This window comes from Mycobacterium sp. NGS33 (genome assembly GCF_059812885.1).
In genome coordinates, this window is sequence record NZ_JCALDN010000002.1 from 281,688 (window position 1) to 299,378 (window position 17,691).

Annotated in this window: 15 protein-coding genes; 9 read left to right on the forward strand and 6 right to left on the reverse strand. The window is 67.3% G+C overall.

Annotated elements, in window-relative coordinates:
• Window positions 1-90 precede the first annotated feature (90 nt).
• From AC5Y5B_RS05435 to AC5Y5B_RS05460, 6 genes are all read right to left on the reverse strand, one after another.
• Window positions 91-933: an SDR family oxidoreductase gene (locus AC5Y5B_RS05435; RefSeq protein WP_500004218.1), complete on the reverse strand. Its 843-nt coding sequence runs from the start codon at window positions 931-933 to the stop codon at window positions 91-93.
• Between the two features lie 97 nt (window positions 934-1,030).
• Complete coding sequence (locus AC5Y5B_RS05440; RefSeq protein ID WP_500004220.1) at window positions 1,031-2,311, reverse strand: TetR/AcrR family transcriptional regulator; 1,281 nt, start codon at window positions 2,309-2,311, stop codon at window positions 1,031-1,033.
• 138 nt (window positions 2,312-2,449) lie between these two features.
• Window positions 2,450-3,097 (reverse strand): nitroreductase family protein, encoded by a 648-nt coding sequence (locus AC5Y5B_RS05445; protein ID WP_112634207.1) that lies wholly within the window; start codon window positions 3,095-3,097, stop codon window positions 2,450-2,452.
• Entirely contained in the window at window positions 3,097-4,218 is a 1,122-nt protein-coding gene (locus tag AC5Y5B_RS05450; protein ID WP_500004222.1) for an acyl-CoA dehydrogenase family protein, read from the reverse strand. The genes AC5Y5B_RS05445 and AC5Y5B_RS05450 overlap by 1 nt, the downstream gene beginning before the upstream one ends.
• The gene (locus tag AC5Y5B_RS05455) at window positions 4,215-5,363 is read right to left on the reverse strand and encodes an acyl-CoA dehydrogenase family protein (protein ID WP_112634205.1); all 1,149 of its coding nucleotides are present in this window, start codon (window positions 5,361-5,363) and stop codon (window positions 4,215-4,217) included. The genes AC5Y5B_RS05450 and AC5Y5B_RS05455 overlap by 4 nt, the downstream gene beginning before the upstream one ends.
• Window positions 5,364-5,490: 127 nt before the next feature.
• Window positions 5,491-6,465, reverse strand: a complete 975-nt coding sequence (locus tag AC5Y5B_RS05460; protein ID WP_500004224.1) for an SDR family NAD(P)-dependent oxidoreductase — start codon at window positions 6,463-6,465, stop codon at window positions 5,491-5,493.
• Window positions 6,466-6,543: 78 nt separating this feature from the next.
• Here AC5Y5B_RS05460 and AC5Y5B_RS05465 point away from each other — a divergent pair, with 78 nt between their 5' ends.
• From AC5Y5B_RS05465 to AC5Y5B_RS05505, 9 genes are all read left to right on the forward strand, one after another.
• A complete protein-coding gene (locus AC5Y5B_RS05465) occupies window positions 6,544-8,310 on the forward strand; it encodes a nitric oxide reductase activation protein NorD (RefSeq protein ID WP_500004226.1) in 1,767 nt (588 codons plus the stop codon).
• 48 nt (window positions 8,311-8,358) lie between these two features.
• The gene (locus AC5Y5B_RS05470; protein WP_500004230.1) at window positions 8,359-9,225 is read left to right on the forward strand and encodes a CbbQ/NirQ/NorQ/GpvN family protein; all 867 of its coding nucleotides are present in this window, start codon (window positions 8,359-8,361) and stop codon (window positions 9,223-9,225) included.
• An 82-nt stretch (window positions 9,226-9,307) separates the two neighbouring features.
• Window positions 9,308-10,426: an ABC transporter substrate-binding protein gene (locus AC5Y5B_RS05475; protein WP_500004232.1), complete on the forward strand. Its 1,119-nt coding sequence runs from the start codon at window positions 9,308-9,310 to the stop codon at window positions 10,424-10,426.
• Complete coding sequence (locus AC5Y5B_RS05480) at window positions 10,426-11,577, forward strand: spirocyclase AveC family protein (RefSeq protein ID WP_500004234.1); 1,152 nt, start codon at window positions 10,426-10,428, stop codon at window positions 11,575-11,577. The genes AC5Y5B_RS05475 and AC5Y5B_RS05480 overlap by 1 nt, the downstream gene beginning before the upstream one ends.
• Window positions 11,570-12,586, forward strand: a complete 1,017-nt coding sequence (locus tag AC5Y5B_RS05485; protein WP_500004236.1) for an SDR family NAD(P)-dependent oxidoreductase — start codon at window positions 11,570-11,572, stop codon at window positions 12,584-12,586. Before AC5Y5B_RS05480 ends, AC5Y5B_RS05485 begins: the two co-directional genes overlap by 8 nt.
• 10 nt (window positions 12,587-12,596) lie before the next feature.
• Window positions 12,597-13,814: a cytochrome P450 gene (locus AC5Y5B_RS05490; protein ID WP_500004239.1), complete on the forward strand. Its 1,218-nt coding sequence runs from the start codon at window positions 12,597-12,599 to the stop codon at window positions 13,812-13,814.
• 90 nt (window positions 13,815-13,904) lie between these two features.
• A complete protein-coding gene (locus AC5Y5B_RS05495) occupies window positions 13,905-15,389 on the forward strand; it encodes an aldehyde dehydrogenase family protein (RefSeq protein ID WP_500004241.1) in 1,485 nt (494 codons plus the stop codon).
• 344 nt (window positions 15,390-15,733) lie between these two features.
• Window positions 15,734-16,882, forward strand: coding sequence for a thiolase family protein (locus tag AC5Y5B_RS05500; protein WP_112634196.1), 1,149 nt, complete (start codon window positions 15,734-15,736; stop codon window positions 16,880-16,882).
• On the forward strand, window positions 16,879-17,670 hold the full coding sequence (locus tag AC5Y5B_RS05505; protein WP_500004243.1) for a crotonase/enoyl-CoA hydratase family protein: 792 nt from the start codon (window positions 16,879-16,881) through the stop codon (window positions 17,668-17,670). The genes AC5Y5B_RS05500 and AC5Y5B_RS05505 overlap by 4 nt, the downstream gene beginning before the upstream one ends.
• Window positions 17,671-17,691: the final 21 nt, after the last annotated feature.

Below are 17,691 nucleotides of genomic sequence, written 5' to 3' on the forward strand. Positions count from 1 at the left end.
TACCGACGTCAGCGAGTGGCGGGGGCGAGCCGCTAGTCCCTACCTGGTGGCGACCCGCTTCGCCCGGCTACGCCGCGCTCGCGATCACCACTAAAGCTTCACGCGCCCCATGATGATGTCGATGATCGGCTTGCCCGGCGGGTAGGCGTTGGTGAGCGACGCCATCGTGTGCCCGTAGTCGACCAGCAGCGTGATGCCGCTGATCCCGAACGCGGCGGCGCTGTTGAGGAACGCCATCACGTCGCCCATCTGCTCCGGGGTGTGCACCTTGGAGCCGGTCTCGTCGCGATAGTCCTGCGCGAAGGTCAGCCACAGGTCGGCGTTGGACTGCGCCAGCGGGGTGTCGGTGGGACCGGGGCAGATGGCGTTGATCCGAATGCCCTTCTTCAGCAGCGGGTAGCCCTGGGTGGCGACGTAGGCGTTGACGACCTTCTTGGAGAACCCGTAGTGAATGATGCCCTCGGCTTCGTGCGCCTTGACCCATTCCTGAGCCGACGCGAAGTCCGGGGTGGCCAGGAACTCGTTCAGCAGGTCCAGGTCGTTCTCCCAGCCCATGCCGGCGACCGAGGAGATGAAGCAGATCGCCGAGCCGGAGGGAAGCTGGTTGCGTTCCAGCAGGCGCTCGATCAGGTGCCGGTGACCGAGGAAGTTGATCGCCATCAGATCGGTGGTCCCGTCGGCGATGCCCGCGGCCGAGAACACCGCGTGGACCGGACCGTCCAGCTGCTCGACCGCGGCGTCGATCGACGCGGTGTCGCGCAGGTCGACCTGGATGGCCTTGGCGACGTCGTAGATCACCGGCGCGTAATCCATCACGATCACTTCGGCGCCCAACTCGGCCGCTGATTTGGCCGCCGCGGCGCCCATGCCAGTCGCGCCGCCGACGACGAGAGCGCGCTTGCCGTCGTAGCGCAACCGATCGACAATGGTCATGGAAATCCCCTTCTCGGATAATGCCAACGCGGTTCTAACTGCTCAACTGTATGGGTAACAGTTATTTGGTTCAATACCGGGGCGGGTTAATCGGGTGCTACTTGCCGCGGACCGCGACGCCGCGCAGGACGGTGTCGCGCGCGTGCACCAAGGCTGCGCGCTTGCCGATCTCGGCGAGGATGTTTTCCGGTATCCACTGCAGGCCGATGACGCAGCGCGCCAGGATCGCGGTGGAGGGGGCGTCGATCGCGATCTCTCCCGAGCGGATGCCCTCGGATAGCAGCGTTTTCATCTGCCGCAGCCGCGTGGCGTAGAGCCAGCCCGGATTCGGCGTGTCCGGGGGTGATTGGCGCATCCAGGCCAGCTGAATCCTGAACTCGTCGGAGAACCGGTCGAGCGCGTTGATGTTGACCCAGCTCAGCGCGTCCAGTTTTTCGACCGGGGTGGCATCCGAGCGCAGGACGCTGACCCAGCCCGCCTCGACCTTCCTGCCGAAGGATTCCATGATCGACGCGAGCAGTTCGTCCTTCGAGCCGATCACGCGATACACCGTTCCGGTGCCAAGGCCGGCCGCCGAGGCGATGTCCCTGATGGTGGTGACCTCGTATCCTCGGCGGCCGAATTCGGCTCGCGCCACCGCCCGCACCGCCGCTGCCTTGTCGCTCGGGTCCGCGTCGCTGTCGTCGGACCATGTCGCGATGACGTCATCGGCGGCGGTGAACGCTTTCGAGCGATCCAGTGCCGCGTCGGTCGGCGGCCGAGCTGCCAAGCCCTGCAAAATGATTCGGCACAGCAGTCCGGCCACCTGGTCGGCCGCGGATTTGTGGCGCATCACATCGAGCCCCACCTGCAGCATGGTCTGGCAGATCCGGTCGGCTAGCGTGGGAAGGTCGATGTCGGGTGTGATGTAGCCGCTCCAGCGGCCAGCGCGCAGCGTCTGCAGCATCGCCTCCTGGATCGCCGCGGGCCGTTGCTGGGTCAGCTTGATCAGTTCCGGGTCGGTGCTCGGCCCCTCGTAGAACGACATCTGCAATGCCGCGCGGTGGTCGACGGCGCAGTGCGCGATCGCCGACCCGAGCTCGATGATCTGTTCTTCGACCGGACGGGCGTCGGGTTCGTCCAATCTCGCCTGGGCGGCCCGCCCGATGCGCTCCAGGTCGTCCTGATAGCGGCGGATCAACTCGACGAGGATGGCCTCTTTGGATTCGAAATGGTGATACAGGCTGCCGGGAAGGATGCCTGCAGCGTCGGCGATCTCCTGCAGCGACGTCCGCAAGCCCGAGGATGCGATCAATGAGGCGGCGGTGGCGAGGATTTCGGCGCGACGCGTCGGGGATTCAGCTGTGCCGCCGGCGCGCAATGACTCGGCCCTGGCCATGGTCAGCGGTGCGCGGATCTGGACGACTGCGGGTCGGCGAGCATTCGCATTCGTCCTCTCTTACCGAACCAAATCTTTGTTAGAGGCTATCAGACTGGGCGCGGTGAATGCGCTGCACAAAGCGGTGAAAGCCCCATTCTAGAGCGCCGGACCGTCCCACCGGTCACACGCGACCACCTCCTCGAGCGGGCGCCGTCGCGCCGGTGAGAACGTGCGGCCGGCCCGCAGGCGGCCCACCGGCAAGAGACAGCCCTGAACATAGGTCGGCGGAATGCCGAGCAGGTTCCGGATTTCCTCTTCGTGATGCAGGTGGAGGGTGGTGATGCACGTCCCGTATCCCCGGGTGTGCAGGGCCAGCTGAAAATTCCATACCGGCGGGAAGATCGAGCCGTACAGCGTGGCCAGGTGAAACGATTCGTCGCCCTCGATGCGAGGCAAATAGGGCTCATAGCAAGGGATTACCAGCAGCGGCACCCGCGCCATGTTCTCGACCAACCACTCCGTCGACGACATGACGCGGGTCTCCGGAGTTCCCGCGGGCATCAGGTCGGCGACCAGCTGTCCGCCGACCCGCAGCAGGTAGGCCTGCCGGTACAGTTCGGCGATCGTGGTGCGCAGCGCCGGATCCGAGATCACCAGCCAGCGCCACGACTGGGCGTTCGACCCGTTCGCGGCCTGCAGGGCGATGCGCAGGCAGTCGCGGATGTCGTCGAGGTCGACCGGCGCGTCGAGGTCGAGCGATTTGCGCGCCGAAGGGGTCGCGGTGAGCAGGTACTCGATCTCCATCACTGACTGCCTCTCTTGGCAAGGCGCGCACCGAGTTCGGTGAGGTACTCGTCGGGAGCGCCGCGAAACGCGCTCCAGCTCAGCAGGCGCTTGAGGTACAGGTGGGCATCGTGTTCCCAGGTGTAACCGATTCCCCCGAACACCTGAATGGCGGTGTCGGCCACGGTGGCCAGCCGCCCGGCGAACGCCTTCGCCCGCACCGCGGCAAGGTGGCGCTCCTCGCCGGATTGACCGTCCGGTTGCGTGCGGGCGTCGCTGGCCCACAACGCGTGGAGCACGCCGCTGCGGGCCAGCTCGACCGTCTCGTACATGTCCACGCACAGGTGCTGGACGGCCTGGAAGGAACCGATCGGCTGACCGAATTGCGTTCTGTTTTTGGCGTATTCGACGGCCAGCCCCATGATCGCGCGCGCGGCGCCCAGCGAATCGGCCGCGGTGGCGATCAGCACGTCGTCGATCACCGCGGCCAGGTCGGCGGCGCGTGCGGCGGTGAGCCGTCGCGCGGGCGCGGCGTCGAAGGTGACGCCGAACCGCTTGCGGGTCGGGTCGATGCCGTGCTCGGGCGCGACCGACAACCCGGACGAGCCGGACCGCACCGCGAAAAGCGCGGTGCCGTGGTCGTCTTCGGCGACCACGAGCAGAACATCGGCGGCCGCGGCGTCGGGCACCGCGGCGATCTCGCCGTGCAGCACGATCGCGTCACCGCGCCGGCTCGCGGCCACCGGGGTGGTCGCCGAGTCCGGAAAGCAGACGGTCGCGACGGTGCTGCCATCGGCTATGCCGCGCAACAACTCCGGCGCGATGTCGTTTGCCCCGAGCCGGGTCAGCGTGCGCGCGGCGGCGACCGCGGTCGACAACCACGGCCCCGGATGCAGCGCGGCGCCCAGTTCTTCGGCGACGACGCCGGCCTCGACCATCGTCATGCCGGCACCGCCGTACTCCTCGGGCACCAGCAGGCCCGTGGTTCCCAGCTCGGCGAGGCCGCGCCACACCGCCTCGTCCGTTCCGGTCGGATCGTCGAGCAACGTCCGCACATGTCCTGCGATCGGTGCCTTCTCGGCGAGGAAGCGTCGCGTGGTGTCGCGCAGCGCCACCTGTTCGTCGGTGAGTTCGAGGTTCATTTCCGCGGCAACCCCAGCACCCGCTGCGCGGTGATGTTCTTGTTGATCTGTGTGGTTCCACCCGCGATGGTCAGCGACCGCGACGTCAGGCGGTAGTTCGCCCACGGCGCCCCGGTGCCGCCGGTACCCAGCACGTCGAAGGCCAGCGCGGCCAGGTCCTGGCCGATCTCACCCCACACGGTCTTGGCGAGGCTGGCCGACCCGAACCCGTCGCCGCCGTGCAGCGTCGCCGAGATCGACCGCTGGCACAGGACTTCGAGATATTTGATGCGGACCGCGATTTCGCCGAGCCGCCGCAAGGTCACCGGATCGTCCAAGGCGCCGCCGCCGGCCGCGGCGAGGTCGTTGACCAGCTCCTCGAGCCGGACTTGCATCTCCGCATACAGCCTGGCCGCGCCGGCGCGCTCGTGGCTGAGCGTGGTGGTGGCCACCTGCCAGCCCGCATTCAACGGCCCGAGCAATGCGTCCGCCGGCACCCGCACGTCATGGAAGAACACCTCGGCGAAGTCCGCCTCGCCGTTGAGCGTGACCAGCGGGCGAACCTCGATGCCCGGCAGCGTCATGTCGACGATCAGGCAGGAGATCCCCTTGTGTTTGGGCGCCTCGGGATCGGTGCGCACGTAGAGCTGACACCAGTCGGCCCGATGGCCCAGCGAGGTCCAGATCTTCTGGCCATTGACGACGAAGTCGTCACCGTCGCGCGCGGCGCGGGTACGCAGCGCCGCGAGGTCGGAGCCCGCTTCGGGCTCCGACATCCCCTGGCACCAGATGTCATCGGCGCGCATCATGCGGGGGAGCAGGGTGCGTTTCTGCGACTCGGTGCCGTACTCCATGATGGCTGGCGCGATGTTGTTCAACCCAATGACGTTGAGCGGCATGGGAGCTCGCGCCCGGGTGGTCTCTTCGGTGTACACGAGTTGCTCGAGTACCGTCGCGCCGCGCCCGCCGTATTCCGGAGGCCACGAGACGGCCGCCCAGCCCGCGTCGGCCATCGTCGCATTCCAGGCGCGCAGCATCTCGAACGCGGCGTCGTCGCGGCCGGTGGGCCGGCGGGCCGCCACCAGCTCATCGGTCAGGTTCCGCGACAGCCAGTCACGTAGCTCGATACGGAATCGTTCCACGTCCGCCGGGTAGGAAAAGTCCACGTTGCTCTTGTCTTTAGCGTCGGAAAACGTTGTGGCCAAGCCGGACTTTACGGTTGAGCGGATAGTTGGTCAATGACGTCGACCGCCGTGCGCGCAGCCGCGAGGTGCCGCAGTTCGTCGTGCACGCTCAGCTCCTTTCGGGCTCGGGGAATGCGATCTCGGCGTTATCCGGCATCGGGCTGACACCGCGTCGCTCACACACTTCCAACACCTCATCGACGATCGACGCGGGCACAATGAACTTTTCCGTCGATGACATCTGCTCGAGATGCTCCTCGATGTCCTCGGCCGCCGGCCGGCTCTCGGCGTCGGCGAGCCAGCCTTCGGTCAGTCCGACGAACACCCGCGCATAACGTCCCGCGGCCGCCGAATAGTTGCGGTGTGTGAAGGTGCAAGCGGTGCTGGCCAGAAACGTCACCAGCGGTACGACGAGCTCTGGCCGGATGGCTTGCATGAAACCCGATTCCGCGAGGAACTTCTCGTCGCCGACAGTCTCGCTGACCATTCGCGAGAAGCCGGTTGGCATAACGGAATTGGCGAGTATCCCGTGCGCCTCGCCTTCGATGGCGATGACGTTCGTCAATCCGACCAAGCCGGCCTTGGCCGCCGCATAGTGGGCCTCCATCGGCTGACCGAAGATTCCGGCGGAGGAGGAAATGAACACGAATCGTCCGCCCCCGTTGTTCTTCATCACGCGATACGCGGGCTGGGCCAGGTGAAAGCCGCCGTCGAGATGCACGCGCAGCATTCGCGTCCAGTCGTCGTGCGAAAGGTCCTCGAAGGGCGCGCTGCCGAAGATGCCGGCGTTGCTGACTACTGCGTCGAGGCGTCCGAACGCGTCGACCGCGGCGTCGACGATCGCCTGCCCGCCCGCCGGGTTGTCCACGGAGTCGTACGAGGCGATCGCTGTGCCACCGGCCTTCGTGATCTCGTCGACCACGTCGTCGGCGACGCCGCTGTCGGAACCGTCGCCGCGCATCGAGCCGCCGAGGTCGTTGACGACCACGGATGCCCCGCGGCGGACCAGGTCCAGGGCGTACAGCCGACCGAGTCCCCGACCGGCTCCGGTCACCACGGCCGCCTGGCCGGTGAAGTCAATCATCGTGCGCTCCTGACTCATTGACTGCCGTGCCGCCGGACTCTACGGTGGAACAGATATTTGGTCAATCGGAGGTGGAGCGTGCGGGACGACGCCCGTGCCGACCGACTGCAGGTCCTGGGCATGCTCGCCTCCGCGCTGGCGGGCCGAGCCGTCGCGGTCGACGGGCTCTCACCCGGTGAACCGGCGTGGAGCGATGGCCAGACGATTTTCGTCGACGCCGCCGCCGGTCCGCTCGCGCAACTTCAGGCCGTGGCCGTGCAGGCGTCGATGATCGCCGCCGGCAGCCTGCATCCCGATGTGGCTGGCGCCTTGCTGCGGCACCGCAAGCTGGCCAAGCGCTACCTGGCGGTCGAGGGACACCGCGCGCTGGTCGCGAACGCGCCTTTGCTGCCAGGTGTTTTGGCGTCGCTGGGCGATCGGGGCATCGCGGGTCGCAGCGATTCGCCCCACGCGTCACTCGCAATCGCGGCCTCGCGGGAGGCGCTCGGGGACCCGGCACCGGAGTTCGGCGTGATCCGCGCGGCGAAGGTGGTCACCGCGTGCGCCCGGGCGGCCGAGCACGAGGAACAGGAGAGGCCCTGGCATGCGCCGCGGCGCGATGGCGCAACGGAACTCGAGGAGCTCGACGACGGCGAGGTGGACGATTCCGACGATCCCGACCTGTTCACCAGCCCGGTGGGCGGGGGCGGCGTCATCGGCAAGTGGCTGAAGAAGATGCTCTCGTCGACGCGCAAGATGGGAAGCGGCGGGGGCCCACCCGGCGCGGATACCCCGACCCATCGCACCAGCTCCGGCAAGCGCGGCGCGTACGCCGTCACATCGCTGGCGTCGACCTCCGGCGACGACGACGGGGACTCCGACCACGATGGGAAAACCGCCGCGGACGGTGTGCGGTATCCCGAATGGGACGTCGCGCGCAAGAGCTACCGGCCGGCCTGGTGCACGGTGCGTGAGGTCGAGCCGCAGATCAACTCGTCGGCCACGCAAGCCATTGACGACGCCATCGGGGTGCGGCGCCCGCTGTCGCGGCTCGGCATGGGTCTGCACCGTCGCCACCGGCAGGCGCAGGGCGACGACATCGACATCGACGCCGCCGTGGAAGCCCGGGTCGAAGTGCGGGCCGGGTCGGCGCCCGACGAGGCCGTCTACCTGGACAGCCTTCGCCGCCGGCGCGACCTGTCGGTGCTGCTGCTGCTCGACGTGTCGGGCTCGGCGGGCGAACCCGGAACGGTCGGGCGCACGGTGCACGAACAACAACGCGCGGCGGTCGCCCACCTGACCGTGGCGCTGCACGACCTCGGGGACCGCGTCGCGCTGTACGCCTACTACTCGCAGGGCCGGCGCGCGGTGAGCATGGTGCCGGTCAAGCGGTTCGACGACCCGTTGAACACCGAGGTGATCAGGCGGCTCAACAGCCTTCAACCCGGCGCGTATTCACGCCTGGGCGCGGCGATCCGCCACGGCGCCGCGACGCTGGAGGCGCGCGGCGGCACGTCACGTCGGCTGCTGGTGGTGCTCTCCGACGGGCTGGCCTATGACCATGGCTACGAGCGGGCATACGGTGCCGCGGACGCGCGCCGCGCGCTCACCGAGGCCCGCCGCCGGGGGACCGGATGCGTATGCCTGACGATCGGCGCGGGAACCGACGTGCGGTCGCTGCGCCGGGTGTTCGGCAGCACGGCGCACGCGACGATCGCGCGACCCGGCCAGCTCGCCGGGGTGATCGGGCCGCTGTTTCGCTCTGCGCTGCGATCGGCGGAGGTACGCCGCAGGATATCGGTGATGCCAAGTCCCAGAACGTCATTGGCGCACCGAAGCGACGTCGGCACCGCGCACACGGCTTGAAACAAACATCTGTTCCGGATAGGCTCCAATCACCGAGGAAGGGAAGCTATGGCCAACGAGTCGCGGCTTGCTTACTTCAACCCGGGGACCCCGGAGGGGGAGCCCGCGCGGCCCTACTACCAAGCGGTCGGCAGCGAAGAGGCCGTGTTCAAGGCGGCCTACCGGCAAGGCCTGGCGCTGATCCTGAAGGGCCCGACGGGGTGCGGCAAGACGCGTTTCGTCGAGGCGATGGCCCACGACCTGGGCCGCCCGCTGATCACCGTCGCCTGCCATGACGACCTCACGACCGCGGACCTGGTCGGCCGGTATCTGCTGCGCGGCGACGAGACGGTGTGGGTGGACGGCCCGCTGACCCGGGCGGTGCGGGAGGGCGCGATCTGCTACCTCGACGAGGTGGTGGAAGCGCGGCAGGACACGACGGTGGTGCTGCACCCGCTCGCCGACCACCGGCGCCAGCTGCCCATCGAGCGGCTCGGCGTCACGCTGGATGCGGCGCCGGGCTTCGGCCTGGTGGTGTCCTACAACCCCGGCTATCAGAGCGTGCTGAAGGACCTCAAGGATTCGACGCGGCAGCGGATGGTGGCCATCGAATTCGATTTCCCCGCAGCCGATATCGAGGAGGACATCGTCGCGCACGAGGCCGGCGTCGACCGGGCCACCGCCGCCGAGCTGGTCCGCTTCGGGCAGGCCATCCGCCGGCTGGAAACCGGCGGGCTGCGTGAGGTGGCGTCGACGCGGGTGCTGATCGCCGCGGGGAGGCTGGTCGCCGAGGGGTTGAGCATGCGCGAAGCGGCCCGGGCCGCGATCGCGGGCCCGCTGACCGACGACGCGGCGGTGGGCAAGGCGCTGGGCGAAATGATCCAGATTTATCTCGCGGCCGGCGGGTCCGACGCGTCCGGCGGGTTCGATGATTGACGCTGCATACCGCCCCCGCTAGGGTCTGAACAAATATTAGGTTTTTTCGGATCGGCGCGTGCGGTTTCACCTAGGAGGTCGGATGTCCTACGAGAGCAGCGCAGAGCCGATCAAGGTCGGCTACCTGATGGACTTCACGCTCCCGCCTGGTTTTCCCGAGGAGCTGTTCGCTTCCTTCACCCAGACTTTCGAGCTCATCTTCGAAGAGGCCGTCGCCCAGGGCCTGATGGACCGGCCGGTGCAGATGATCTATCGCGAGGTGGAGGGTTTGCCCAAGGGTTCGGTCAAGGCGGTGATCGATGCGTATGGCGAACTGGTCGACGAGGGCTGCCTGGTGGTCTTCGGTCCGAACATCACCGACAACTGCGTGCCGCTGCGCGAAGCGATCGAGGAGCGATTCAAGGTTCCCGCGATCAGCGTCACCGGCACCGATGACTGGCTGGGCGAGTGGACCTTCGCCTTCCCCCAGGGTTCCATGACCGACGAGCCGATCTTCCTGGCCGACCTCATCGCCAAACGCGGGCTCGCCGAGATCGGGGTGCTGGTCGAGCAGAGCCTGATCGGGGAGAGCTATCTGAAGAATCTGCGAAGTGCGTGTCGGCGCAAGGGAATTCGGATTGTCGCGGAGGTCGCCATCGCGCAGACGGCTCAGGACATCAACGCCGCGGTGCGGACCCTGCACGAGGCAAAGGCCGAGGCGATCGTGCATTTGGGCTTCGGCTTCGGCATCGTGTTCATCAATCCGGCGCTCGAGTCGCTCGGCTGGGACCCGCCCCGCTTCACGACCACGGCGTGGCAGAACGCCTGGGTCAATCCGATCATGTGGAACGCGTTCGTGGGCTGGACCGGTGTGGACCAGTACGACGAGGCGAACCGGATCGGCCAGGACTTCCTCGACAGATACGCCAAGAGGTACAACGGCAGTCGCCCGGAGTTCTGTGTGACCGTGGTCAACCGCGACGTCGCGGCGACCCTAGTGCGCGCGTTCACCGACGCGCATCCGTTGAGCCCGCGGGGCGTCAAAGAGGCTCTGGAGCGGGTCAAGATGATGCCGGCGGCCTCCGGCGCACCCGGCACCCGGGTGTCGTTCGGCAAGTGGACGCGCCGCGCCTGGATGGGCGCCGGCTATCTGGTGGCCCGGACGCTCGACGCCGACGGCGTCAACTCGCACCTGGTGGATCGGTTCGGAGAGGAAGACTGATGGCCACGGAGCAGTCGATACCGCTGACGACGAACGACAAGCTCGCCGCGCCGGGCGGCCCCAAGCGCAGCTGGGGCGGGTGGATCGCCGGCGCCGCGCTGGCCGCGTTCGCGCTGTTCTTCATCGCGAATTGCCGTGTGGCCCTTGACCCACGCGTCGCGAACGCAGGCGTTCAGGGCCGGCCGCGCCCGGTGAAGTTCACGTTCGGGCTGGACTACATCGGCTTCCTGGACTGGGCCACGGTGGTGGCGCTGATCGTGCTGTTGATCGTCTTCATCAGGGGCTGGCGCCGCAATCCCGGTAGCCCGGTGATGTTGATGTTCTTGTGCACCACGCTGATCGTCTGGCAGGACCCGATCATGAACTGGTCGCCGTTCGCCGTCTACAACCCCGACCTCGTGCATTGGCCGGAATCCTGGCCGCTGGTGTCGTTATCGCCGACGGTCGAACCGTTCGTGGTCTTCGGTTACGTGATGTTCTACTTCGGCCCCTACTTCCCGGCGGTGTGGTTGCTGCGCAGGCTGCAGGCGAAGTATGGGCCCACGGGTTATGTGTCGCGCCATCCCCTGGTCTGTCTGGGTCTGATCACGCTGGTGATCGGTTTTATCTTCGATGCCTTCCTGGAAAACATTCTGATCCACTGGGGCATGTACATCTACTCGCAGGTGATCCCGTGGGGATCGGTGTTCACGGGCACCACCTTCCAGTTCCCGTTGATCTGGGAGTCGTTCTCGGTGTGCTTTGTGATGGTCCCCGCGGCGATCCTGTGCTATCGCGACGACACCGGTAGGTCGGTGGCGGAAAAGCTTGCCGCCAAAGCGAAGTTGTTCCCCGCGCGGCCGGTACTGGGCACATTTGTGGTCATGTTCGTCATCATCAACGTGTCGTATTTCGCCTACGGTGGCTGGTTCTGGGCCATCAAAGCCAGTCATGCCGCCACGTCGGTGGCCTGCCCGTGGCCGTATCCGGAGGCCAAAGTCTATGACCCGCAAGGGTTCTACGAGAAGGCGGGCGCCCAAGGCCCGTATTCGGTCGGCATCTGGTCAACCTGGGCGAGCGGGGAGCCCAACGGACGCCCGCACGTCGATCCTCCGCCGCCGGGCGAGGGTGCGTGTGCTGTCCAGGACCACAATGCGGGCCAGCGTGGCTGAGCCGCGCACCGTCGTCATCACCGGTGCGTCCCGCGGACTGGGCTTCGCCTCGGCGGTGCGGATGTACCGGGAGGGGTGGCGCGTGGTCGCGGCGATGCGCACCCCCGACCAGGGAATGCCGTTGCTGCGCCAGGCTATTCAAGAACAGGGGTTCGCGCCCCCCGGCGACGAACGGTTGATCGGTGTGCAGCTCGACCTGACCGACAGCGCATCGATCGCCGCGGCGGCCAAGTCGATCGAAGAGGCCGTCGGCGCACCCTACGCGCTGGTGCACAACGCGGGCATCTCGGCCGCCGGAATGGTGGAGGAGACCGATATGGCGTTGTGGCAGCGCATGTTCGCCACCAGCGTCCTGGGCCCCGTCTTGCTCACCCAGGCGTTGTTGCCGTCGATGCGGGCGGCGGGGGAGGGGCGCATCGTGCTGGTGTCCAGCGCGGCCGGGGTGCGGGGCCAGCCGGCCACCGCGCCGTACTCGGCGGCCAAGGGAGCGCTGGAGCGGTGGGGGGAATCGATGGCGTGTGAGATCGCGCCGTTCGGTCTCGGTGTGACGGTTCTGGTGGCCGGTACCTATGACACCGAGATCATCACCGACGCCGGCACCACCGATAACCGCGACTTCGGCGGCCCGTACGCCCGGCTGCACAACACCATGAACAGCCGCGGGCGCTTCGCGATGAAGATGGCCCGCGCACCCGAGCGGTTCACCGACGGCCTGCTCAAGGCGATCGAGGACCGGGGAGCGTTCCGCCGTCGGGGCATCGGGCCGGACGCCTCGATGCTGTTGGTGGCCAACAGGATCCTGCCCGCGTCGGGTATGCACCACATGTCGCGGATCGTGTTGGGCATACCCCGGCAGGGGTCCATGCGCGACGGCGCGTGGCCGTTGACGACGAGCCAAAAGGCGATGGTCTTCGTCGCACGTGTTCTTCCGCAGCCGGTACTGCAGCGCTTGGCCGCGGTGGCGGGGCGGTTCTCGTCGCAACGGAATGCGGCACCACAGGGGGACTAGAGGGGCAATCATGGAACAACTTTTCGACGACCTAGCGGATTTCGGCGCGTTCGACGACGCGATATCCGGTGACGTGCGTGATCCCTACACCGAATTGGCGCGTCTGCGCCGCGAGGAACCGGTGCAGCGCCTCGAGACCTCGGGAGCGCTTCCGCACGAGGAATCGCTGCCGATGTTCATCGTGTATCGCCACGAGGACATCCAGCAGATGCTGCGCGACAACGAGACGTTCTCCTCGGCCGCGGTCATCGCCGCATTCGGTCCCGTGCTGGGTGAGGGAGTTATGCTCGGCATGGACGAGCCGATCCACGGCCGGTTGCGTTCATTGGTGTCGAAAGCGTTCTCGCAGAAGTCATTGGCGCGCTGGCAGGACGAGCTGGTCGGGCGCGTGGCGAACAGCCTGATCGACAAGTTCGCGCCCAACGGCAAGGCCGATCTGGTCAAGGAATTCACCTTCGACTACCCGAGCCAGATCATCGCCGGGTTGTTGGGCTTGCCGGAAAAGGACTACCCACAGTTCCAGCGCTGGTCGATTTCGCTGTTGAGCTGGCTGATGAATCCCGAACGCGGGCTTGCGGCCTCGGCCGCGCTGTGCGAGTACTTCGCGCCGATACTCGAGGCCCGCCGTGCCGAGCCGAAGGACGATCTGATCAGCGCCCTCGGCGCGGCCGAGATCGACGGGGAGAAGCTCGCGGACGAGGAGATCTTCTCGTTCCTGCGGCTGTTGCTGCCGGCCGGCGTCGAGACGACCTACCGCGCGCTGGGCAGCCTGCTTCTGGCGCTGGTGTCGAACCCGGCGCAGCTGGATGCCATCCGCGCCGACCGATCGTTGCTGCCCCAGGCGATCGAGGAGGGCGTGCGCTGGGAATCCCCGCTGCTGACCATCACCCGGGTCGCGACGCGCGACACCGAACTCGGCGGCGTGTCGATCCCGGCCGGGGCGACGGTCATGCCCATGCTCGGCTCGGCGAACCGGCAAGAGGATCGTTATCCCGATCCGAACAGGTTCGACATCCACCGAGAGGCCCGCGCACACCTGGGCTGGGGGCACGGCGTGCACGTCTGCCTCGGCATGCACCTGGCGCGCCTCGAGATGCGCACCGCCATCAATTTGCTGCTCGACCGGCTGCCGAATCTTCGGTTGGATCCCGACGGGGAGGACCCGCACATCCGCGGCCAGGTCTTCCGGTCACCGACGTCGGTTCCAGTGCTCTTCGACCCCCGGTAACCAGCCCGGCAGCGGTTGCAACTTGCCAATCGGCTAGTTTCCGGTAAGGCTCTCCGTAGCCCCTCAACGACCCAGAAGAGAGTGACAGATATGACTGAGGCTGTAAAGGTCCGCTTCGAGCCGAAGATGATGATCGACGGCAAGCTCGTCGACGGGCAGGCCGGCACCTTCACGAACATCAATCCGGCGACGGAAGAGCCGCTGGGCGAGGTGGCCGATGCCTCCAAGGAGGACATGCACCGGGCCATCGACGCCGCCCGGCGCGCCTTCGACGAGACCGACTGGTCGACCAACAAGGAGTTGCGCAAGCGCTGCCTGCTGCAGCTGCACGAGGCGATCGAATCGGAAAAGGAAGAACTGCGCGAGGAGCTGATCCTCGAGGTCGGCTCGCCCCGGGCCATCACCTTCGGGCCCCAGCTGGACGCGCCACTGGAAGACGGACTGAAGTACCCGGCCCGGCTGATCGATGAGTACGCGTGGGAAACCGACCTGGGCGACAAGGTGATCAGCCTGACCGGCACGCTGACCACCCGCAAGGTGTGGCGGGAACCGGTGGGCGTGGTCGGGGCGATCGTGCCGTGGAACTTCCCGTTCGAGGTCACCCTCAACAAGCTGGGCCAGGCGCTGGGCACCGGCAACACGGTGGTGCTCAAGCCCGCACCGAACACGCCGTTCAACGCGACCCGGCTGGGCCGGCTCATCGCGGAGAAGACCGACATCCCCGCCGGCGTCGTCAACGTCGTCACCGCCTCGGACCACTTCGTGGGCGAGGAGCTGACACTGTCGCCCAAGGTCGACCTGATCTCGTTCACCGGATCGACGGTGGTCGGCAAGCGGATCATGGAAAAGGGCGCCGCGACCATGAAGCGGCTGTTCCTGGAGCTCGGCGGCAAGTCGGCCACCATCGTGCTGGAGGACGCGGACTTCGGCACGGCGTGCATGGTGGGCATCGCGCCGTGCATGCACGCCGGTCAGGGGTGCGCGAACCCCACCCGGCTGCTGCTGCCGCGGTCCCGCTATGACGAGGGCGTGGAGATCCTGAAGAACATCTACGAGAACGTCACGTGCGGTGACCCGCAGGACCCGGGAACGCTGTGCGGGCCGGTGATCTCGCAACGGCAGTTCGACCGCGTGACCGGTTACATCGAGAAGGGCGTCGAAGAGGGCGCCACGGCGCTGGTCGGCGGCCCCGGCGCCGAGACCGGTTTCGACAAGGGATATTTCATCCGGCCAACGCTTTTCACCAACGTCGACAACAAGATGACCATCGCGCAGGAGGAGATCTTCGGCCCTGTGCTCTCGGTCATCCCGTTCGACGACGAGGAGGACGCGATTCGGATCGCCAACGACAGCGTCTACGGGTTGGCCGGCAACGTGTTCGCCGGTTCCCTCGAGCGTGCGCTGTCGGTGACCCGCCGGATCAAGGCCGGCTTCATGGGCGTCAACGGTGGGGCCCCCTACGGTGCCGACACGCCGTTCGGCGGCTACAAGGAGAGCGGCATAGGACGCCAGAACGGTGTGGCCGGATTCGACCAGTACACCGAGGTCAAGTCGGTGGCCTACCCCGCCGGCTAGGAATCACCCTTCGGCGAGATTGCCGTCAGGGTCGCGGTTTTCGGGCTGATCGCGACCGTGGCGGCAATTTCGGTTCTCCTCGGCGCGGTCGCGCCGCCAAAGCGGCTGTCTCAGCGACCATTTCGTGACTGTCGAATGCGCTAGCACATGCGATAGCGCTTTTGGCAAAGTATTCGGTCACCTGGACTCGATACGCATCGGTCGCGTGGGCGCCGTGACGTGACCGGGTCCGCCGGCTTGCGTGCCAGAACCACACCCCGGGCTTCGCCCGCCCAACCCCTTGGTTGACAATCGACGCAAGACTCCACATTTTTCGAAGTCCACGTGTCAAAGGAGACAAGACCATGGCTGAAGCCGTCATCGTCGAGGCAGTGCGTTCACCGATCGGCAAGCGCAACGGCGGATTGTCCGGGGTGCACCCGGCGGATCTGTCCGCACAGGTGCTCAACGGCCTGGTCGACAAGGCGGGCGTCGACCCGGCCCTGGTCGACGATGTCATCTGGGGCTGCGTCATGCAGGCCGGCGAGCAGGCCCTCGACATCGGCCGCACCGCGCTGCTGACCGCCGGCTGGCCCGAGACCGTCCCGGGCGTGACCGTGGACCGTCAGTGCGGCTCGAGCCAGCAGTCCATCCACTTCGCGGCCGCCGGCGTCATCGCCGGGCACTACGACGTCGTCGTCGCCGGCGGTGTCGAGTCGATGTCGCGGACACCGATGGGCGCGTCGCTGGCCAACGGCGGGCGCCCGTATCCCCAGGCCTTCCTGGACCGCTACGAAGGTCAGATCCCCAACCAGGGCATCGGCGCGGAGATGATCGCCGAGCAGTGGGGGTTGGACCGCACCACGCTGGACCAGTTCAGCCTTGACTCGCACGAAAAGGCCGCCGCCGCACAGGATTCGGGTGCCTTCGACGACCAGATCGTGGGCATCAAGGATCAGGACGGCAACGTGGTGCTCAAGGACGAAGGCATCCGCCGCGGCACGCCGATGGAGAAGATGGCCTCGCTGAAGCCGGCCTTCAAGGAAGACGGCGTGATCCACGCCGGCAACTCGTCGCAGATCTCTGACGGCTCGGCGGCGATCCTGTTCATGTCCGCCGAAAAGGCCAAGGAACTGGGGCTCAAGCCGATCGCCAAGGTGCACACCGCGACGCTGGCCGGGGCCGACCCGGTGATCATGCTGACCGCGCCCATCCCGGCCACCCAGAAGGTGCTCAAGCGTTCCGGGCTGTCCATCGGCGACATCGGCGCCTACGAGGTCAACGAGGCGTTCGCGCCGGTTCCGCTGGCCTGGCTCAAGGACATCGGCGCCGACGAGAACAAGCTCAACCCCAACGGCGGCGCGATCGCGCTCGGTCACCCGCTCGGCGGATCCGGCGCCCGGATCATGACCACACTGCTGTATCACATGCGGGACAAGGGAATTCAGTACGGTTTGCAGACCATGTGTGAAGGTGGCGGCCAGGCCAACGCCACCATCGTGGAACTGTTGTGACGGAAGCGCCGGGGGCCCTGGCCGAGCGCCGGGGCAACGTGATGGTGATAACCATCAACCGGCCGGAAGCCCGCAACGCGGTGAACGCCGCCGTCAGCATCGGCCTCGGGGATGCGCTCGAAGAGGCGCAGCACGACCCCGAGGTGCGGGCGGTGGTGGTCACCGGCGCAGGCGACAAGTCCTTTTGCGCCGGGGCCGACCTCAAGGCGATCGCGCGCCGGGAGAACCTGTACCACCCCGACCATCCCGAATGGGGCTTCGCCGGATACGTCCACCACTTCATCGACAAGCCCACGATCGCGGCCGTGAACGGCACCGCCCTGGGCGGTGGCACCGAGCTGGCGCTGGCCAGCGACCTGGTGGTGGCCGACGAACGCGCACAGTTCGGGCTGCCCGAGGTCAAGCGCGGGCTGATCGCCGCCGCGGGTGGGGTCTTTCGCATCGTCGAGCAGTTGCCGCGCAAGGTGGCGATGCAGCTGCTGCTGACCGGCGAACCGATCAGCGCGGCCGCCGCTTGCGAATGGGGCCTGATCAACGAGATCGCTACGCAGGGTTCGGTGCTGGACGCCGCGCTGGCCCTGGCCGAGCGCGTCACCGTCAACGCCCCGCTGTCGGTGCAGGCCAGCAAGCGGGTCGCCTACGGCGTCGACGACGGTGTCGTCGTCGACGACGAACCGGGTTGGGAACGCACGATTCGCGAGATGAAGGCCCTGCTCAGGTCCGAGGACGCCAAAGAGGGACCGCTGGCCTTCGCCGAGAAGCGGGAGCCGGTCTGGAAGGCGCGCTAGCCGTACGGACCACGGACGCTG